The following is a 20,334-nucleotide window of genomic DNA, read 5'->3' on the forward strand; positions in this document are numbered from 1 at the left end:
ATGATAAAGATAAATCCAGCAGATTTTGCGCCAGGCACCGGCGGTGCCTTGGCTCCAAATTTTGAGGATCCAAACGATCCACGGAATAACGTTTTCAATAAGGGCAAGCATGTGGCATTCTATGAATATGAGGCCAATATTCTTGATGGAGGTCTTGTGCCACGGCCAAGCCCCACCGAGGTGAAAACGTCACCTGGAGATGTACCAGATGCTTGGCAGCTTGGAATTAAAGAGCCAGTCGAATATAATGCGCCAATCCCTTCAGCAGCAGTGGCTAACACATTGTTTCCGAATTTTGATGAACCTATCGCGCCGGCTGCTCCGGTGCCAAGGGAATCGGCGGTGAACAACGATCTGGACGCAATTCTTGATACATTGCCTGAATATGCGTTGCATAATATTGATAAGCTTCCGGATCAATCCCAGGCTCCCGATGTTAGCAACTTTAAGTTTTCAACCCAGGCCCCATTGGTACCGTCATCCACAGCCTATGCCTGGGCCAATGCAGAAGAGTATGGATTTGATAAGAAAAGCGTTGAAGAATTAACGTTCATGGAGCAACAAAAACACCTGGATAATGTTGCCTATGGCTTGGATAGCAGTGATATTATTTCAATAGATAACTCGGCTGCGGTACGACTTAGAGCGCAACAACAATGGAACGATATGAAATACCCAGTCCAGGAATCATTTTCCATGATACCATCGTTGCCAAGTAATTATACCTGGGCCCAGATAGTTAGTTATGTAAATTACTATCTGCTCAAAGATTCGTTTACCTACAACAGTGAAATATCTGAAACCATCGGTGAAACCGTAGGTGAAAAAATAGTCAATGCCGTATTGGCCAGATTTCCCGAGTCTATAATTGAAGACAAGTTAAGTCTTATACAAAACGATAGCCTGAGGGAAGAGGCGAGTGCTGTGTTAGCAGCCACGGAAGATGATTCGCTGTCGTTGGTTGCGCAGATAGTTACTGAGGCGGTTAAGGCTGCAATTGACGAGTCAAAAACCGAGAGATCGGATATGTCGACAGCGATTTCATCAAAAATTGCTTCGGAAATAGATGAATTACTCGAAGGTGTAACCATTAGCGAAGTAAGATCACAGCTGAAGATGCTGTTTGGTGGTAATGCGTCGGCAACTTCAACTGTGCCACTCGATATCAGAAAGGCAATCATCGAGGAGGTGAATAAAAGTAAACTCGATGTAAAAATAAAAAAGCTCTCAAATGTAATTGCCAATGCCAGTCAAAATGGGATCAGGATTAGTGATGCTGCGATGGTGGAAGATGACGTCGACGGATTTAAAGAGTGCTTGAAATATTGTCTTGAAAAATTAAAGGTCCAAAGGTCTGGTTTTCCGTTAGAAACCGAGTTAATGGCCGACGATATGGTAGACGGTAAGCCATCAAGTAGGAATTTGGATAAAATCACAGAATCACTTAATAGCGAAGAGTTTAACATAGACAAATTCATCAAAGACGAGATAAGTGGTGGCATATTTTCTGTGGTAAAATCCCAGGTCTCAAGCCGCCTTACCTCAGAAAAAATACTCAATGAATTAGGTGAAAGAAAACTAGATCCTAGGAATCCTTTGGATGTAAATTTAGCAGAAGATATTAGATATTCGATTACAGATTCTCTGATAGCTAATCTAATCAATACAATAGGCCAAAAAGTTGTGCATTTGGTTTCTGACTCATTGGTTTCTACCAATGAAGTCTTTAGTCAAAATATTATCGACAAAATAAGAGAAGCCATAGCCGAGGTCGTTGGATCTACCATAACTTACTACGGTTCGGACCAGCAACTTATTGTGGACGGACTTATCGATGTACTAAACAGTCTGATAATTCCAAATAATGAGAGCAACACCTTGTCAATTGCCTATGAAATCATTGGTAAAATAGCACACAACGCAGTCGCAAACGCTAGCAAGAAGAAAATTGAGGCCAAGCTTACCTATATTAAAGATTTACTGGCAGGTAAAAGAGAAATGTTTTCCATAGACCAGGGTGATGAAACCGAAACGAAGTGGAATTTAGAATATGCTTACAGTAGGTTGCTTAAGGATAGTTACGTGCTCGTGCTGAAGAACGAATTGCTTGCGGCGGCAGCGGCGATAACAGATTGGACAGCAACCACTGGTAGTAAGCCGGTAGCCTGTATCACCATCGAGAATAAAATCGCTGAACTTAGACAGCAATACGGTGTGTTTTACGAAGCAATGCAAGACTTCCAACATAAGGGTAAATGTTTTTTAGAGGGTGGAAGCTATGTAAGATTCCGAGGATTGACGAACCAATACGATTTATTTTCTGAGCTTTTTACCGATGGGAAGCTGAGCATGGAACAAGTCCTGTCAAGGTACATAACTGCCTATAAAAATTTTGGTGAAAAATGCTATGCTTCACGTGAAAAATTTGATCTAAGCGATTATAACCGAGAGTTAGAAAAAATCCTAAGTTCCTTTACGAGTTCTTCCGATGGAATTGAAGACCTATTCAGGAATAAAATTGAAAGCGAAAAGACAGGATTAATCGTAGAGCTTCGTGAGATAGATGCTTACATTGCCTATGTGAAAGCGAATTATTTTAAGCAAGATTTCTCCTTAGTACTCACGGATGACTCTGTCAAAGATTGGCGTACGGATGATGTTAAAAGACAGCTGTTGTTGAATAAGGTCTATGAGATAGCCGTTGACTATGGCATATTGAAGTTGAACGAGAATAACAATTTTGATTCTGCCACCACGATCGATTCACCCGATTACATGTACATTAGGGGTATTTCTGACACGATCAAGGAATATAGTCAGGAGAACGATCCGCAGGTCATCGTTTCACAGATTCTAAAAACAATCCAAAATTACACCAATACAGATTTGTATACGAATGAAAAATTTTTAACAGAATTACATTCACTTCTGACCAGCGGTGATAGGATAAAATTTGATCCCGAGGATCCATTACTCAAAGATATTGCTAAGTATATCGACTCAAATGTCATAGACTTTACACTACGAAAGCTATTGACCGATGTGATGCCTGAAATCAAAGGAGCCAATGTCACTCCGGGTATCCTTTCCCTTGAGAGCTCGGTAAATTTTAGCCTAAGTAATGATATGCAGGCCCAGATGACCATCTGTAAGGATGGTATATCCACATTAAATGAGCAATTTGCCAGATTATCTATAATTACATCGAAAAATGATGTGGATGAAATAATAAATGTTATCAATGCCATGCCGATGGCCAGTGATGTACTGGATGACAGTGGAACTAAAGCAGTTCTAGTCTCAAAATTTGTCAACAGATATAACAGCATTCTGAGTAAAATAAAGTTAGAAATCTTGCCTAAATTAACTGACTATGGTAGTAAATTGGATTCAAGTGGACCAGCCGATGTTGGTATTTTAAATAGTGTCCGTAGTATAATATCAGCCGTGAATGACGTCATAGGATCGATAAATACTGAAATAACGGCATTGGAATCAACTCCACTTAAAGATGACAAAAAAATAGCCGATGTCCTCAAAGATATAAAAAATATCCTAAGCCACAATGCGCTAAATATTCTGCTGACTAATCTGCAAAATGTATATTCAAATTGGGCAATTAATGAAACCACAAAAAATTCTATAATCAATGAAATAAGTACTAATTATAGCGGGATTGCTTGGTTAAATCCGACTCAACTGGTAGATAGCATAAGTAATTTCGATGCCGATAATATTTCCATAGCCAAAATATTTGGAAATATGCTCGAAATAGATCCATCGAAGTATTACAAACCTGTACATAATAGCGATGATAGCATAGCCACCAGATTTCCGAATATAAAGGTGATTGAAACCATGTTCGAGGGTTTAGGTGGTGGAATAATTGATGTCTATAACGACTATATTGAAAAATTTGTAAAACTTGATGGTCTAATCGGCGAAATATGTAGAGCTGATTCATACAACATACTTTCTGTTTGTTCGATAGCAAGAAACATGCAACCACTGGACATGGTCAGTGGCAATAACAATGCTGTTAAGATGGTAAACATGGTGGCCGGTGCCTATAATAGAATTATCGAAACATTGAGGCTCTATACTAATAATAATGAGGTACTGGCATTGTATTTAGATGCGCTAATAACCTGTTCAAATAATCGCACGGAAGCTAATTTAGATTCATTAAAATCCGCCTTTAATAATCTCGCCGATAAGTTTTTCGGTTCAGATGGAATTAAGAAAATGCTGAATGATTACAAGGATGGGTTATCTGGCATTGGTGCGGATAAACTAAATGCGGTCAAGGGCCTGATTGGTGATATGACCCTGGCGCTGGATAGCCACAAACAAGAGATGCTAGGGTTAATAATCGATGCTTTATATCCAAATTGGGCAACGAATTCCGAGCAATATACAAATTCCAAGGCGTATATCTCTACTAACCCATTGTCATTATCAGGAGATGTTATCAATAGTATGCTGAACGAAATGGAGGTTAATCTGTGGCTGAGAGATGGAGATGAATATTCCTGGGATGAAATAATAAATGATGTGCTTACGGCCAACCCCTACCACGAACCGGTGGGTGTTGTTAACAGAACCATGAAGGATGCGCTTGCTGATATCTATGCAAGGATTTCTGCGTGTTCATCGAATTGTAATTCGATGAATGGTTTTATTAACAACATAACCAATGCATCGCTGAGCAGTGCCTCGAGTGCCATAGAGAGCGCAATAACCAACATATCTTTATTTTCTCCAGTTTCACCGGTTACAAGCTATCCACCTGGCTATTTAACTAACGATATCAAAAAAGATGCCTATATAGCCAACAGTCTTGCCGGGGTATGGAATGGAGCTTTAGCTGCGTGTACATCAGAAAATGGGTTAATTTCAGCTCTTGCTGCCTATAAAACTGCGTTGGATAATTATGCCGGCTCTTCTTCTACTGCTGACCTCGACGCGGTAATGGAAGCCTATAATACTCTAAGTGAGGTATTGTTAACCATAACTACGCAGATCAATGATTCGGTAATCCAGGAAGGATATGTCCAGAGCGAAGGCATAACCCTTAGCGCTGAGGATGTTTCAAAAGCAAACGAGATCATAGCCAGCTTTGGAAATGTATTCAGTCGTTTAAATAAGATGCACTTCATGTATATTTTACAAGAACGTGAAAAGGATGGCAGTTGGCTGAATTATGAAGGTATAGATCGGGTTATTAACATCATAAATAGTAGTACTATTTTCACGGATGTGGAAAAAGCTAGCCTGATTATTAAAGTTGGTGGCAAGGTTCCATGGACACCAACGACGTCATCGAGATCGCTAGATGAAATCTTTGACTATTGTATTCCGCCTATTGATTTATCCAGTCTTAATTTTGGTAGTAATTATGAATTTCTCCATATTTACTCTGACGACATCATAAAAGTGTTGGCTACTAATAGGGATCAAGTTGCCAGCAAATTGGGTGATTGGACTGGTTCGCTTCGGTCGGCATTGGACCATAGTATGTTTAGCCTTAATAGGGCTAGTGTGCCAACTGTTAGTAGGCTAATAAATGATATAACTTATCTAATTGATGGTGATTATAGGACCGCATTGTTAGAGTATGCCGATGTCTATGGTACCGGTAATCCATCCGAGAATGAGAAGAGGCAAGCACTAGCCTCAGCAATAAATGGATTAATGACCCTGGTGGATAGATGTAAAAATGAAAGATCAATCGAGGATGAAGATATAATAAGGTACTATGTTGGTGCCGAAACCAATATCGATCTCTTCTATTCAACAACATATGATATACTCAAAAGATTAGTAAAAGGGATGGTTGTGGCCCAAAATGCTGTAATAGTGCCTAACTGGTCTAAGGGTATCGAACCAGTTGTTGATAATATAAATGATAGTACTATTTTCACATATACAGAAAAAGTTGCCCTGATTACAGAACTTGGTGGTAAGGTTCCAGGGACATCAACGACGTCATCGAAGTCGCTAGCTGAAATTTTCATCGAGGTAATGCCCACTATTGACCGAACGGTATCAGAGATTAGAGGGACGATCCCAGGCATTGATGAGCTGGACAGTCAGAATCCCAGCGATGGGGCTGTTATTGATGCCATAAATTTACTCCTTGGAAATATTACAGCTGTCAAAGATCTTATTGAAGATATTATGAAGCTGCTGGCCAACGGTAAGAGTCTTGATACATTGGATGATAAATTTTATGAGCTTGGTAATCTATTGACATCTCAACAAGCCCTTGAGTATGCTAATGTGGGCGACCTTTCCAGTGATAGGAAAATAGGAGCGGTTTTTGTAGTAAACAAGATTGTAGAACTATTTAACCTGGCTGGTTCTGAAATAAAGTCTAGTGGGAGCATTAATGATTACAAGGATGCATTGTTAGCCTATGCCCAGGTCTACGGCACCGGCGATTCATCCGAAAATGAGAAGAAGCAAGCCCTTGAATCGGCCATGGATGGATTAAACTCGATGTTCGGCGACATTAGTTTTTATATCTTTGGTAGGAAGAGTGTTGACATTGGGATGGGTACCGGTAGCGAGGCTGTTTTTAATTGGGGTAATTCGTCCATTAATGTAAATAATGATTATGGAAGAGCGAGAGATGCCGCAAAGAATATAGGTTTCATGTTCATGGATACATTCGGAAGGCTACCGATGGGGATAGCCGTAGCCCAAAATGGTGCGATAATGCCAGACTGGTTTAAATCTGACGATTTAAAAAATGTACTAATCAATGCATTGAGAAGTACAGGCGACTATCTCAATTTGGGTCGCTTATTCGATTATTATAATAATGAAAAAGAATCCATTATAGAAGCTATCCTTGCCCAACGGCCAGTGCCCGCTAAAAATCAGGACCAGCCATCGGGCCCGCTGGGCGGTGGTAAGGTTGTGATGCCGGACTCGCTAGCTGATGTCTTTGATGATTGCATACCGGCTATTGATTTATCCAGTATATCAGGCCTTAGGGAAATGATAGGTAATGAGGAGATGTTTAATGAGCTGTCAGAATTGTTCACAGCTGTAGATAATGCCCTCGGAGAGGTTCGAAAATCAATGACCAGCGGTCAGGATGAGAATGATTTAAAAGAGAAGATTAGCGATTTTAAAAGCCTTATCTCTCCTATTGATTCAAGTTCACTATTCTATGCGAAGATGAATAGAATACAGGAATTGCTTTTAGGTCTTACTGAAAAGGAGCAATGGGCGGTAGCTGCGGTTTTTAATCCTCTTAACGATTTAGTTCAACAGCTATATCTTGATTATGATACCGAGTTCGACAATAGTTGCTATAGTTATAAGCACGAATTATTATATTATCTCAATAATCCAGATGACCCACATAGTGATGATCAAGTTAACTATGAAATGGATATCCTAATTCAATGGATGAACTCAACGATAGAGCATATTGAAAGACATATCAACGATTATGATGGGTTTAATGATGATGAAAAAGAAATCGCACTCAAGTCCAGTGGCGTATACAAGGATATACTCCAAAGGTTTATTAAGGGAGTATTTTTGACCCAATATGATCTAATAATGCCCGATTGGGTTAACTCCACCGAATCAGTTGCTGATAATATAAATGATAGTACTATTTTCACAAATGAAGAAAAAGCTGCACTGATTGCGGGAATTGGTGGTAAGGTTGTGGATACAGGCTCCCTGGCTGCAGTCTTTGCCAATTGTATTCCGGCTGCTAATTTATCCAGTCTTAATTTTGGAGAAGAGCATGGTGACCCAAAACAAGACCTTAAAAAGCTCAATGGTGCCTTTGATCGTATTATAGAATTGTTAGATACTAACAAAGATCAGTTTGCCAATAAATTAGATGGTAGAATTGATTCGTTCAAGAAAGCATTGAAGGGTACGGTACTTAGGGATCTTTATTTTGGCAATGTGATGGACAATGTGGCTAACGTAATTGCTGGTCCATATAAAGACGCATTGTTAGAGTACGCCAATGTCTATGGTACCGGTGACCCATCCGAGGATGAGAAGAAGCAAGCCGTTGAATCAGTACTATATGAATTAATGGACCTGTTGGATAGGTGTAAAAATGAAGATCCACATTTGTATGAAGACATAATCAAAAAGGAATTTGGTTATGGAGTTGATGCCAGACTCTTCTATTCAACGGCGTGTGATGTGGTCGAAAGATTTATAAAAGGTATAGTTGTGGCCCAAAATGCCGTAATAGTGCCTAACTGGACTAACTCTATCGGATCAGTCATTGATAATATAAATGATAGTCTTTATTTAAAAGAGTCGGAAAAAGCTGCCCTGATCACGGACCTTGGTGGTGGTATGGCGCCGAGGTCGCTGTCAAAGATCTTTGACGATAATTTCCCAGAGGTTGGCCTATTATCCGCCGTATCCAATCTTGAACCCATGCTGGGATCTGCTGCCACGGCTGCTACGAAAGAATTTCTCGCAAGGTTCGATGGTTCTCTGAAAGGTATGCTAGAAGCAATGTTTGATGGCAGTCAATCTGACGCTGATTTTAGTGCTAATCTCGCAGAGTTTAACAATGTACTTTTTGGATTATCTTCTTACACATTTATGCTTTCCACCCCTATATATAATTTAATTAATGATAACTTTTCTGAAGATGAAGTAGCCAAAGATAAAGCAAAAGACATAATATATGAAATTAAAAGTGCTTTCAATTACATGACTCCTAATAATTTTCTTATTAATAATTATAGGAATGCATTGTTAGCCTATGCCCAGGTCTATGGCAGCGGTGATCCCTCGGAGGAATCCAAGAGGCAAGCCTTTGAATCAGAGCTGAATATTATACTTAACAATATAACCTATACTAATAGGATTACCGACAATAGTACCGATTTCCGTCCTGGCAGTCTAACTAAATTTAGTCAAGATGAAATAGAACTCATACTCAATGTTCGCTATGCAATCACTGCCACGTTAACAAGATTTATGAGAAAAATACTTGTAGCCCAATACGATGTGCTAACTCCTGACTGGTTTAGATACGATAGATTAAAGCAGATCTTAAAAGATAAGATAGGCGGATTAGATTATAAAACTATTTCTAATTATTATGACTACTATGAACAATATTATGAACGCATGCTGGGTGAGCCCTATAAGAGTAAAATCGCTGATGTTATAGCTGCTATTGATGCTCCTGTTTTTGCAGATCCGATGGCGGTGAGGTCGCTGGCAGAAACTTTTGACGATAATGTGCCAGAGATCGATCTAGATGCAAGATTTAACACATCGGTTTTTAAAGGCATACTGGGCTCATCTACTGCCACGGCCGCTCTGAAAAGAATGATAGTAGGGTTAAGCAATACCCTGGAAGGTGTCCGAGAATCGATGACTGCTGACAGTCAATCTGGTACGGACCTAAATGATAAACTCATAGACTTTTTGAAGGCAATTAGTAGAGAAAACTTTGGCACCATAAAAAATTTAGTTCCGTCCGAATTTTCAGTTAAGGCAGCTTATGCATTAGACTGGCTTGGAGATGCTTTTAATCATAATAGGTTGCTGCGCTTTACTGATAATATAGAGCAAACTGTAGAGCAAATTAAGACTAATATTGACAATTATACCTGGGCAACCAATGTTAAAGCTTATAGAGCTGCGTTGGTGGACTATGCCCAGGTCTACGGCAGCGGTGACCCATCCGAGGAGACCAAGAAGCAAGCCTTTGAATCAAAGCTAGACTCGGTAATTGATGATATACTTGGCCCTAGAAATATCATAATAAATCAAGATATTAGTAACATGTATGATCGCCAAGGGGCCGAGCTATTCAGTGATACCGAAAAAATGGCCGTAAAAGATGTCTTTACCATAATCTGTGACATATTACAGAGACACATAAGAAAGTTATATATATCACAATACGATGTGCTAATTCCAAACTGGATTGAATCCGACGAATTAAAACAGACATTGGCAGATGAGATATTAAAACGGGAATCACTATTTGATAAAAATAACCTCGACGCTATTATGGCTGTTGTCCAAAAGCCGGTGCCAAAATTTACGGACATGATAAGAGAGCTTATGCCATCGGATAATCTGTATGACCTGTCCAATGACTTGGTTGATAGCGTTGATATCAAAAGTGATAGCCTGGCTCTTATCGATGAATTCGCCACCCCATTACTGAATAATATCACTAAACTGAATTCTGTAATGGAACAGCTATGCAATGTCACCACGAGACAAGATATTAACGCCGTAAACATCAATATTGATCAACTTGACGACCTATTAATTATCAACAATTCCATCTATGAAAAATACGCTGGTTATAAAAATGTGGTCAACGACCTTATCAATAAATATAACACGGTGCTTGGTAGTATCCAGTCCAGTGAACTGTCAGCCTACACAACGACTCTAAGCACCTACCTTAGTAATAAAAATGAAACCAATCTTACGGAGCTTAATAATGCATTCACTGGTATGATTGAGGCGGTTAACGATATTATTCCGAGCCTAAATACAAGTCCGAGTGATTTGAGTAGCCTGGCTCCCGATGAAAGGAGTAGATATGACGAGGTCGTAAATGTGCTGAAGGAAACGTTACGAAAGCTGGAGGCTGGTCTGTTCACATCGATTAACAAAGCAATATATGGTGATATCCGCTCGACCAATGAAGCCATCTGGGATGGCATTACTGGCGAATTGGTTGAATATATTAAGAAATACATGGAGACTTCGCAGGTTGCGACGATCTCCGGTCAACTAACCATTAACAAAAGATTCATACCAAGGGATGGTAATATTTCCAGTCTTTGTACCATCGCGAGCAGTTTGACCACTCCTGTGGAGTTCACAACCCTTGAAAGCGAAAATCTAGAAGATGCAGGTAGTCTGACCATGAAAAAAGGAATGGCTTACTACACCGACATAGTACGAGAAATGGCAGATGGTCTTGTCGATGCCACAGGTAACATAATCAATGGTATAGATAACGGTACAATTTTCACTAACATAATAGCAAAGCTAGGGGCCGACATTACAATTCAAAGCCTAAACGATGTGGATAGCTCATATGCGGACGCCATTACGTTGCTAGGTGATAGCCTTAAAGCAATTAGCCCAGAATTATCTGCGTTAGATACAACCCTAGGTAACACATCGGGTAACCCTATCGAAATAAACAATACGGTGATAACGACCCTGAGAGCCATATATGATAAATTGCAACAACAGATACAGGGTGCTGGTTCTGCACCACAGATCAAAGCTGTAGCGGATTTATTGCAGAATATGTGCGATTTTATCAAAAGAGCACAGGTTGAAATGTCATTGATGATTCTTCAGCGGGCCTACACTTCCTGGGCGGTGGACGATAACGTTAGGCAGAGCTTTGTTGATAGTTTGAGTTCGGAACAAGAGCGTAGTCAAATAATCGACGAAGATTTCCTTAATAGTATTATAGCGAGGTTAGACAATTATTCGAATCTAAGGTTAGTCGACATGTTTATGCCAGAAATAACTAACTATGGTGAAGGTTTTATAACTGGTACAAACAGCATGTCGCGGTGGGCTATGCCGATCCAGTCAGGCGATGTTAAAAACGGCACTTTGGGTAATATAAGGACCAATATAGCAACTCTTGGTTCGTTAATGTGGAACATCATATCTTCAGCCAATCAGAATGATATTTTGGATGATATTTCCAGTATTGCTAGTCTACCGCGGTTGAATAGTTTAACGGATCCAGGAGATTTGTCTGCAGTAGCAGTCGGTGCTATGGATAAAATCAACAAAGCCGTGGCTGCCTATAATGCTGTTATAGACAAGTTTAAAACGGATGTAGATGATACTTTTGTAAAAGCTCTAAAGGATTTCTATTCTAACATGGCCGGTGATATACCCTATAAGGATTTGATTGATAAAATTAATGAAATTTTGGCTTCAACCGCCACTATTGGATCGGTAGATGGTGTGGCAGAGATCTTCAGGAGGTTTGGCTGTGGTATCGTGATGAATTATCTCCAGGCCAAATATCCTGACTGGAATTACAATGAAGATTCATTGGCTAAGGTACGTGAGGTTCTGTTTGATGCGCTTAATATAGAAAATGCCACAGAAGCCATAAAAGATTATGCCAAGCTGGCCAACGGTGAGAAGGACATAAATCTGAAAAGTGGCCCACATATTATGGGAGATGCGTCCAAGATCAAGCGGCTGCTTTCAATTATAAAGCCATACATAGGTTATATGAAAATAACCGATTCGGTTTCTCGCCTGGAAATGCCAATTGGTAGTGGTAATTTTGTTACCGTCGATGACTCCAAAGGTTGGTACTATAAATCGCAAGATATAGAAGAGGATGTATATTACGATGTGAATCAAAAAAATAAATTTATAAACATCGGCGGTACTATGTATGAACTGCTGAACAATGGAGTTGCTGTTTCTTTGCAAGACAATGGGGATGTATTTCGTGTTTTTAGCCCGGAAGTAAGATATAATAGCACTAGGGAAATAGCTCAAGATGGTAACTATGTGCTGTGTGAAGATGGTGAAATTAGATTAGCCAGTAGCCTATGTTTTAAGGTAAGATCACCGGACGACAACATCGAATATAAGCCCTATAAAAAGCTTTCTGATGAGGCCATTCGAGATACAACGCCTGGCCAGTCAAAAAACAATGAATATCCTGTTTATTACCAAGCAACCCACCGAGGGTATAACGCCGTTGATAAAGACAAGTACCCTGATATGAACGATCCGGCCAGGGAAGCTAAGGGTGATTATTATATCTACTCGGAAGGTGTCTACATAAAGGCAGATGATCCATATCAACGGTATATTATGGATAAAGGTGTTTATTATAAAGTCATAGCCAATGGAGAGAATAATAGCTTGCTAATTGAAGATGGTTCTTTCCATGATGTAGACAGTAACACGGTATTTTTCTATTCTTCCAGCATTGGAGATAAAATATCTTTTGGATCGATTTTGTATCAATGGACGAACGACACTGAATATGTGACCAAAAGCGAAGTAGTGGTGCCGGTGGAGTACGATACACATGTAAAATACAATGAACAGGATAAGGATTTTACGATTAGCAGCAATAAGGTGTATATAAGAAGCGGTGACGATTACATCGAAATAGGTAATCCAAATGACTTATTTATTGTAGATTCTAATGAAAAAGAAAGAAGAGTGGAGTTTCCTGGCCGTAAATATGTGGAGGAAGGAAATAACAACTATCTTTATGTTCCAAAAATTTCCGATAGATATACCTGTTTGGTGAAGAATGATACAGCTCAAGATAGTCAGGTCATAAAAGTTAGCGGTGGATTTATCAATCCAGCTAAGGCTGGTGGCAATTTAGTTTATGGTTCACTTGAAAGTGCCACTGATGGTAACCATGTGCTTGGGTCTGATGGTGGCTATTATCCGTTGAGTTCTGTAAAAATAAGAGCAGGACTAGAAGAAGAAAATGATATAGATTTCAATGGCGCCAAATATTGGTATAACGACAGAGAGCTTGCCATAACTAATTGGACAGCCTATGATTTGCAGAATGTATATGCCAAGGATTTGTATGTAAAAAGTGGTGATAATGTTTCTAATTCACCAATGATGACCGGAACCACGGTTACTCCGATTAGGGAAGAGAATGGCGAATATTTACTGGGTAGTAATGGCGTATACTACAAAAAAAACGATACCTCGTTGGTCTGGTATGTAGATTACAATAGTAATAACCATAATCCGGCGAGTAATTCTATTTATGTTTTGGTTAACGGCACAGCTGAAAAAGCGGTAAATGTCGCTAATAGCAAGATCACCGAATACTGTAAATTTAACAGTGCTTTTTACGAAATAAAGACCGTTCCGGCTAAAGAACAAAAAATCACATCAAATAATAAGACTATTATCCAGGGCCAGAGATATATCGAGGTTAACGGCTCTATAGTGCAGGTTACCGAGGCCGATAGTATATATGTAAGATCAGGCTCTGACGCAGCTGCGGAGTATCATAAAATATCAGGAACCGATGCTGTTCAATTGAAAGTCAAACTGGCAGGCGGTAATCTAGAGAGCTGGATGACCGGTGTGGTTGGTATAAAGGATGGAAAATCCATAAGTTTCTCGACAGCAGATGGATACTATAATTTCAAAGACGTTAATGTTCGGGATGAAGATGGCGCATTACAAAAATTGTCGGCTCTCAAAATATCCATTGGTGGATTTAATTATGATGCTGTCGATGACCTGGGGAACAGCAGGGTATATGTGAAGAAGGATGGATTAGCCGAGACCATGGTGCAGTATCCTGGTGTGCAATATAACCCAAGAGAAAATGCATCTGGTACACACGTAAAATTTGATAATAGGTACTACAATTTGACCAATGGCGAAATTGGCTTAAAAGTTCAATATAAAAACGATATCGGCACGTCTTCCTATTATGATTTGCCTAATAATGTACCGCCAACGGTTTACTACCTGGACGAAAACATACCTCCTCTAACAACGTCGGACCTCTATAACCAGAAAACCATCAATGCCACCTCGTTTAATCAGGGGGAAAAGTCCTATACATCAACTATCGTCGGCAGAGAAGATGTCAGGGTGATGGAGGACGCTAAGTATTATAAACATAGCGATGGCCAATACTACAAAGTGAATGTGGCAACGGCAACTATTAGCAGTGATGTAGCGGCTGGTGATAAATATTATGTAAAAGATAATGTATCTTTCAAGATTGACTATAGAAACATAGATAGCCTATATAGTGTCAATAACTTTGCTGTTGATGGTAAATACTATAGAGATGATGACGGGAAGTTATACGAACTAAAAACAGCAACCATGGCCATTGGCTCAACCATAAAGGTTGGTGACAAATATATCACAAAAGGTACTGAAAATATTAAAGCTACGGACGAAACTAAATTTGGCAATGTCACTAGTCTTATTGATAGCAAGTATTACAAGCATACGGATGGTAAGCTGTACGAAGTGAGAATAGCAACGGCGGATGATATAGCATCACCGGAGGCCCAGGGTCTAAATCTAAGCGTTGGCAGTAAATATATTGTAAAAAAGAACGATATAATGGATGAATACATCCCGGTCAGTGACGTGACCAGTCTGTGCAATGTTGAATTTTCAGCCGTAAGAGTCGGAGAGAGATACTATGATCTGTCAAAATGTAAGCTTTATATAGGAAAGGCCACTCCGGGTGTCAGTGAGTTGGCCTACACCCAATACAAAGGAACCCCTGAGTTCGAAGGTTCAGGAAATGACATATTGTATGACAATATATATGTGGAATCCAATGGAAAATATACGAAATTACTCGATAGAGATGAGAACACTGGGCAGGTAAAATATTATATGATGAGTGATAGGGATCCAAGTGTTACGCCCATGGCTACATCTGATTCCAACACATTTATATTTGGATCCGATGATGCCTATCATCGTGCTTCGGATATCAAGGTAAAGATTGGCGATAAATATTACCTATATAAGGGGCTTTTTGCTGCTATTCCGAGTAGTAGTATGAGCGACTATAAAAAGATCAATTCGCCGATGGAAAGATTTTCATTCGTGCAAAATACCGAAGATGAGAATTTCATTGGTGAAGATAATTTTGTGAAAGATGTGGACGGCATGTATCACAATAGTGGTGTGTTTATAAAGGACGGTAGTAATAATGAGGTTGAGATATCAACTGGCAATGAATTTTCTTTCATAGCTAATAATGGTAAGAAGGTTCCAAATCCTGGTAATTTTGTTGCGGAGCGCCAAGCCAAAGGTGGTGACTTTATAAAGGTAGGTGATTCATCATATTACAGGACCGATGAATTAAAAGTCAATGTAGGATCTTCTAAGGAAAAGATCATAGGGTTTTATGCAATAGATTCGCAAGGAACCAAATCCAGTGTAAATGATGTACTGAGCAGATACAAAATAGGTAACCCAGTCGGGGCAGCAGGATTATTGAAAGGAGAAAATGGCGCATATTATGGCTCAGCAAGCCTGGTAAAAATCAAGGCCAGTGGTGCCCTGTATGGCCAGGATGCCAATGGCGAATATGTCCGTGCCGAAGAACAAGGTTATTTCAAACTTAGCGATGTAGATGGTGACCCAAATTTCACCAGATTACAGGATGTGTATTATAAATCGGATAACGGAAACCCTCCGACCTATTCGGTGGTTGGTGTTACCAGTGGCGAGGTTTATGTATTTGGAACCATGTACAAGTTCATAAACGTAGGTGAAGGAACTGATAAAATCCATTATAAGTCGGAAGGTGATTTTTCGAGATTAGATGATGATCTTTATGTAGAAATTTCTGGCGCTAAGGTCAAAGGCGAAGATGGTGTGCTTTATAGCCCAGACGATATATATGTCGCTGGCAAGAAGTTCGAATACAGGAGCATTGGTGATGTTAAGGTTATTGCTGAAAAGTCAACCGGTGTTGAAGCAGATAAAGTGTTCGTAAAATCTTTGTTCGATAGTCTGGATGACCTGAAGAAAATTACCGTTGATAACCCTGAAATAACCAAGGTTGATAAATTTAGTGATGTGATTGATAAATTGCAGGGATATCTGACATCGTTATCTGGCGATTTGTCGGCCTATTCAAAGGAAATTGCCTATTATAATGGGGCCAAAACTATCATTGACGATACCGTTGAAAGGAACAAGGATTTCATATCCATTGGTGGGGACAGACTTGCCGATGAATTGGATAAGTTGCTCGATAGGTTCGATGGCCTTGGATCTGATGATATTGGTGATGTGGAGTGGCGTAAGAAATATAGCGGCGAATTCGAGAGCTATGTTAGAAATATAAGAAACGAGATAAGTAACTACAAAATATCGTCCAGTGAAAGAAATGTCTATATGCGCAGACTGGCCGAAGCGAACGATATAATTTCCTATGCCTTTGGTAATGCCATTACGCCGAGTGAGTTCTTTGGGAATAATCTCGTGGACGTGGTTGAAAGTCTTGTAAAGACTATCAAGTCTACCAGTGGTGCCAGTACAGATGAAAATGAAAGGATTAAGCTAGCTTATCAGATGTTCTTTGACTGTGCTAACAAACTTGACACTTTGACTAGGAGCTGGGAGTTGCAGGATAAGGATCTTGGCCGGGGCACGGAATTACTGGCGCTAACTACCAAAGTAAAAGAGATCTCTAGCACATTAAGCCAGGTAAGCTTCGTGTCTTTCAGGAACGTCAATATCCAGCAGGATGCCTATGGTAAGATGATGATGTTGGAGTATGTTTTTGGAAATTATGGCAAGGTTGGTGATGAGATGCAATTCCTGGAAGATAGTGAGCAAGTGAAGAATGACAAGAAAATCTACGTCCAATTCAGGAATATGGACGGGAGTGCTATAGCTATCAATGATAACTCCTATGGTAATAAACTGCTGTATGTGGAAGATAAGTCCAGTGGCATACCATTAAAATTTTACTACAGATATAACTTTTCCGAGTCAAAGGTTGAGAAGTGTGTCGCTAATGCGTCTGGCAAGCCATCAAACTACTGGATTGATGCCAGGAGCAATACCGATGCCAAACCCTGGGATGTGAACAGTTTGTACTTTAGAGATGCGCTGAGGCATACGGACATGGCCAAGGTGTTAGAGGGTTATTTCATTAAAAATACCAAGGTGCTTGGTGAGAAGGATCCGGTGACCAATTTCCTAAGAGAAGTTAAATGGATGATGGACGTACCGATCTACCAGGTAAACGAAAAGCTGGGATTTTTTACGATGAATGGTATATCCGAGCCGAAGATATTGGAGTTTGGCACTGGCAAGACCGCTGCCATGGAGTATGAGCCGGCCACAACCACTGATCCATCCCAAAATAGGCCGAATCCGATAATAGATGAGATTAATAATCTTATACCAAGGGAATCCATTGCCTATCCGACGGAGCTGGAAGCTTGTTTGATGGCGGTTGACAAGAGCGAGGGTTTACTTGGTAAATTGGTATCCTATATGGTCTCCAATGACGATGCTTCTGATCTGAAGATCGTTCCAAGTGTAAACACAATGAATAATATAAGTACTAACTATCTTTCTGGAACTGGAGAGGCATTCAACCCTTATATTTATGCTATGCCGAGCATATCGCCACTTGATCAGTACCCGGTAACCATAGCCACAGAGTTTGATGGTGCGATAGATAGTTTTAGAGAGGATACAAACACAGGCTTCAATCATGTTTATGAACCAATGAGGTTATATACAGCTGGTGTTGCTAATGGAGTTGGTGGATGGACGATCAAAGATCATACTAGTAACCAGGATGGGTACGGCAATGAGAGTGATTGGGGTGAACCTGGTGGATGTCATATTGGTGGTCAAGAATCTCAAAGACATATCAAACTGAATAATATATGGCAATCTGGTGCAGATAACAACAATGTTAAACGTGATTTAACCAGATTAAAAGACCATATATCCGGGGCGAATGTATCAATAAGTAGTGATGCGAGGTTAGAAAGAATTGAACAGGTGCTTGCCTACCTTAATAAGAATAAGGATTGTGATTTCAATTACAATGTTTACACCCATACAACTGGAACTGGTTCTAATTATTGGGGTTGGCGAGATAAAGGTGCTATAGAGGGTGGTGCTGGCCAAGAGGGATATGGTACTAGTGATACGAATAACTCTCACTGGCATAAAGGGACTATAATATCCATGCAAAGAGGCTATAAGGAAAACATGCATAATGCCTATGGAAATGCCCATGGAAACAGGTACTTATCGAAATTAAAAGATTTGCTTGGGTTATCGAACAGCCAAGCTACTAATTTAGCTAAATTGCTGGAAGAAATCGATGCACCGGGCATTGAGGCCACCATCAGAAACGCGAAAATCACCGGAACTGCTGTCAAAGCAGCCGACGACGACGCCAAAGCCGCCAGAGCCGTTGCCGACGTCTTAGCCAATATCGACGCCGCCTCCTCCGCCGCCGTCAGAGCCGCCAGAGACGCCGCCACCGCCGCTGAAACTGCCGCCGCCGCCAACGCCATTGCCTCCTCCGCCGAAGCCGAAGATGCCGAAGCCGCCACCGCCGCCTACACCGCTGCCAAAGACGAAGCCAGAATTGCTGCCGACGCCGCCAAAGCCGCTGCCGACGCCGCCAAAGCCGCTGCCAACGCCGCCGCCAACGCCGTCAACGCTGGAACTGTCAGAGGCGTCACCGAAGCCATCAACGCCTGCTCTTTCATCTTCAGCAGAGCCATGGCCGTAGTCGCCTCCACCGCCACCACCGCCAACCCCGCCACCACCGCCGCCGCCGCCGCCACCGCCGCCGCCACCGCCGCCGCCAACGTCGCCGAAGCCGAAGCCAAATACGGCGTAGTCGGAGGCGCTGCTGCCAGAGCCGAAGCCGACGCAAAAACCGCCGAAACTGCCGCTGCCGAAGCCAAAGCCGAAGCCGCTGTTGTCGACATTACCACTGAAGATATCATTGCCTATAAGGCTGCCGACGTCGCCAAAGAATCCAAAGCCGAAGCCGCTGCTGATGCTGCCACCGCTGCCGCCGAAGCCGCCAGATACGCTGCTGACGCCGCCAAAGAAGCCGTCGTCAAGGTCAACGTCTTCAGGACCGACATCACCAGCGACACCGCTATAATAACCGCCGCCACCAACGCCGCCACCGCTGCTGAAACTGCCGCCGCCGCCGCTGAAACTGCCGCTAACAACGTCTCAGGCTTCCCAGCCGTCGCCGAAGCCACCAGAATCGCCGCCGCCAAAGCCAGGGCCGTTGCCAATGTCGTCAAAAACATCGCCTCCAGCCACATAGACAGAATTAATGTCGCCAACGGAATCATCGACGGCTACGCCACCGAATCCGAAACCGCTGCTGCCAGAGCCAAAGCCGCTGTCACAGCCGACATCAGAGCCGCCCTCCAGAAATATAATTCATCTTTATATGGATTAAAGGAAAAATACGAAAGTTGGCATGCAGAGCGCGAAGCCAAAAAACCTGCTGCCCAGGAGGAGATTGCCAAGATTAGCGCTATTATGACGGCACTGGGCAATGCGAGTGCCTGGGAAGCTGAGACTACATCGACTAATTCCTTGGTACTTATGCTTGGCAACCTGGCTGGCGATGTCAGTGCCAATAAAACGACCAAGAATAAATCCGGTGACGGAGGCTTTACAAAAGAGATAAACAGCGTATGGGAGGTGAGCGGTGCCCTGAAGAATTTGTTGGATAAGGATAGTACATTTGCCAATTTTATCGGATATGTAAAGGAATTTAGTAATGCAAAAACACCAGATATGAGGGGT

1 protein-coding gene (only partly in view) is annotated in these 20,334 nt (G+C 41.2%); it reads left to right on the plus strand.

Going from position 1 to position 20,334, the window contains the following annotated elements:
• Positions 1–20,334: the 5' portion of a hypothetical protein gene (locus tag LBB20_00530; protein MDR2735318.1), read on the plus strand. The gene runs 8,019 nt beyond the window's last position; the window shows 20,334 of its 28,353 coding nt (coding positions 1–20,334); its start codon is at positions 1–3; the stop codon falls past the right edge of the window.

Source organism: Puniceicoccales bacterium, from assembly GCA_031283585.1.
Classification (GTDB): Bacteria; Verrucomicrobiota; Verrucomicrobiia; order Opitutales; family LL51; genus JAIRTH01.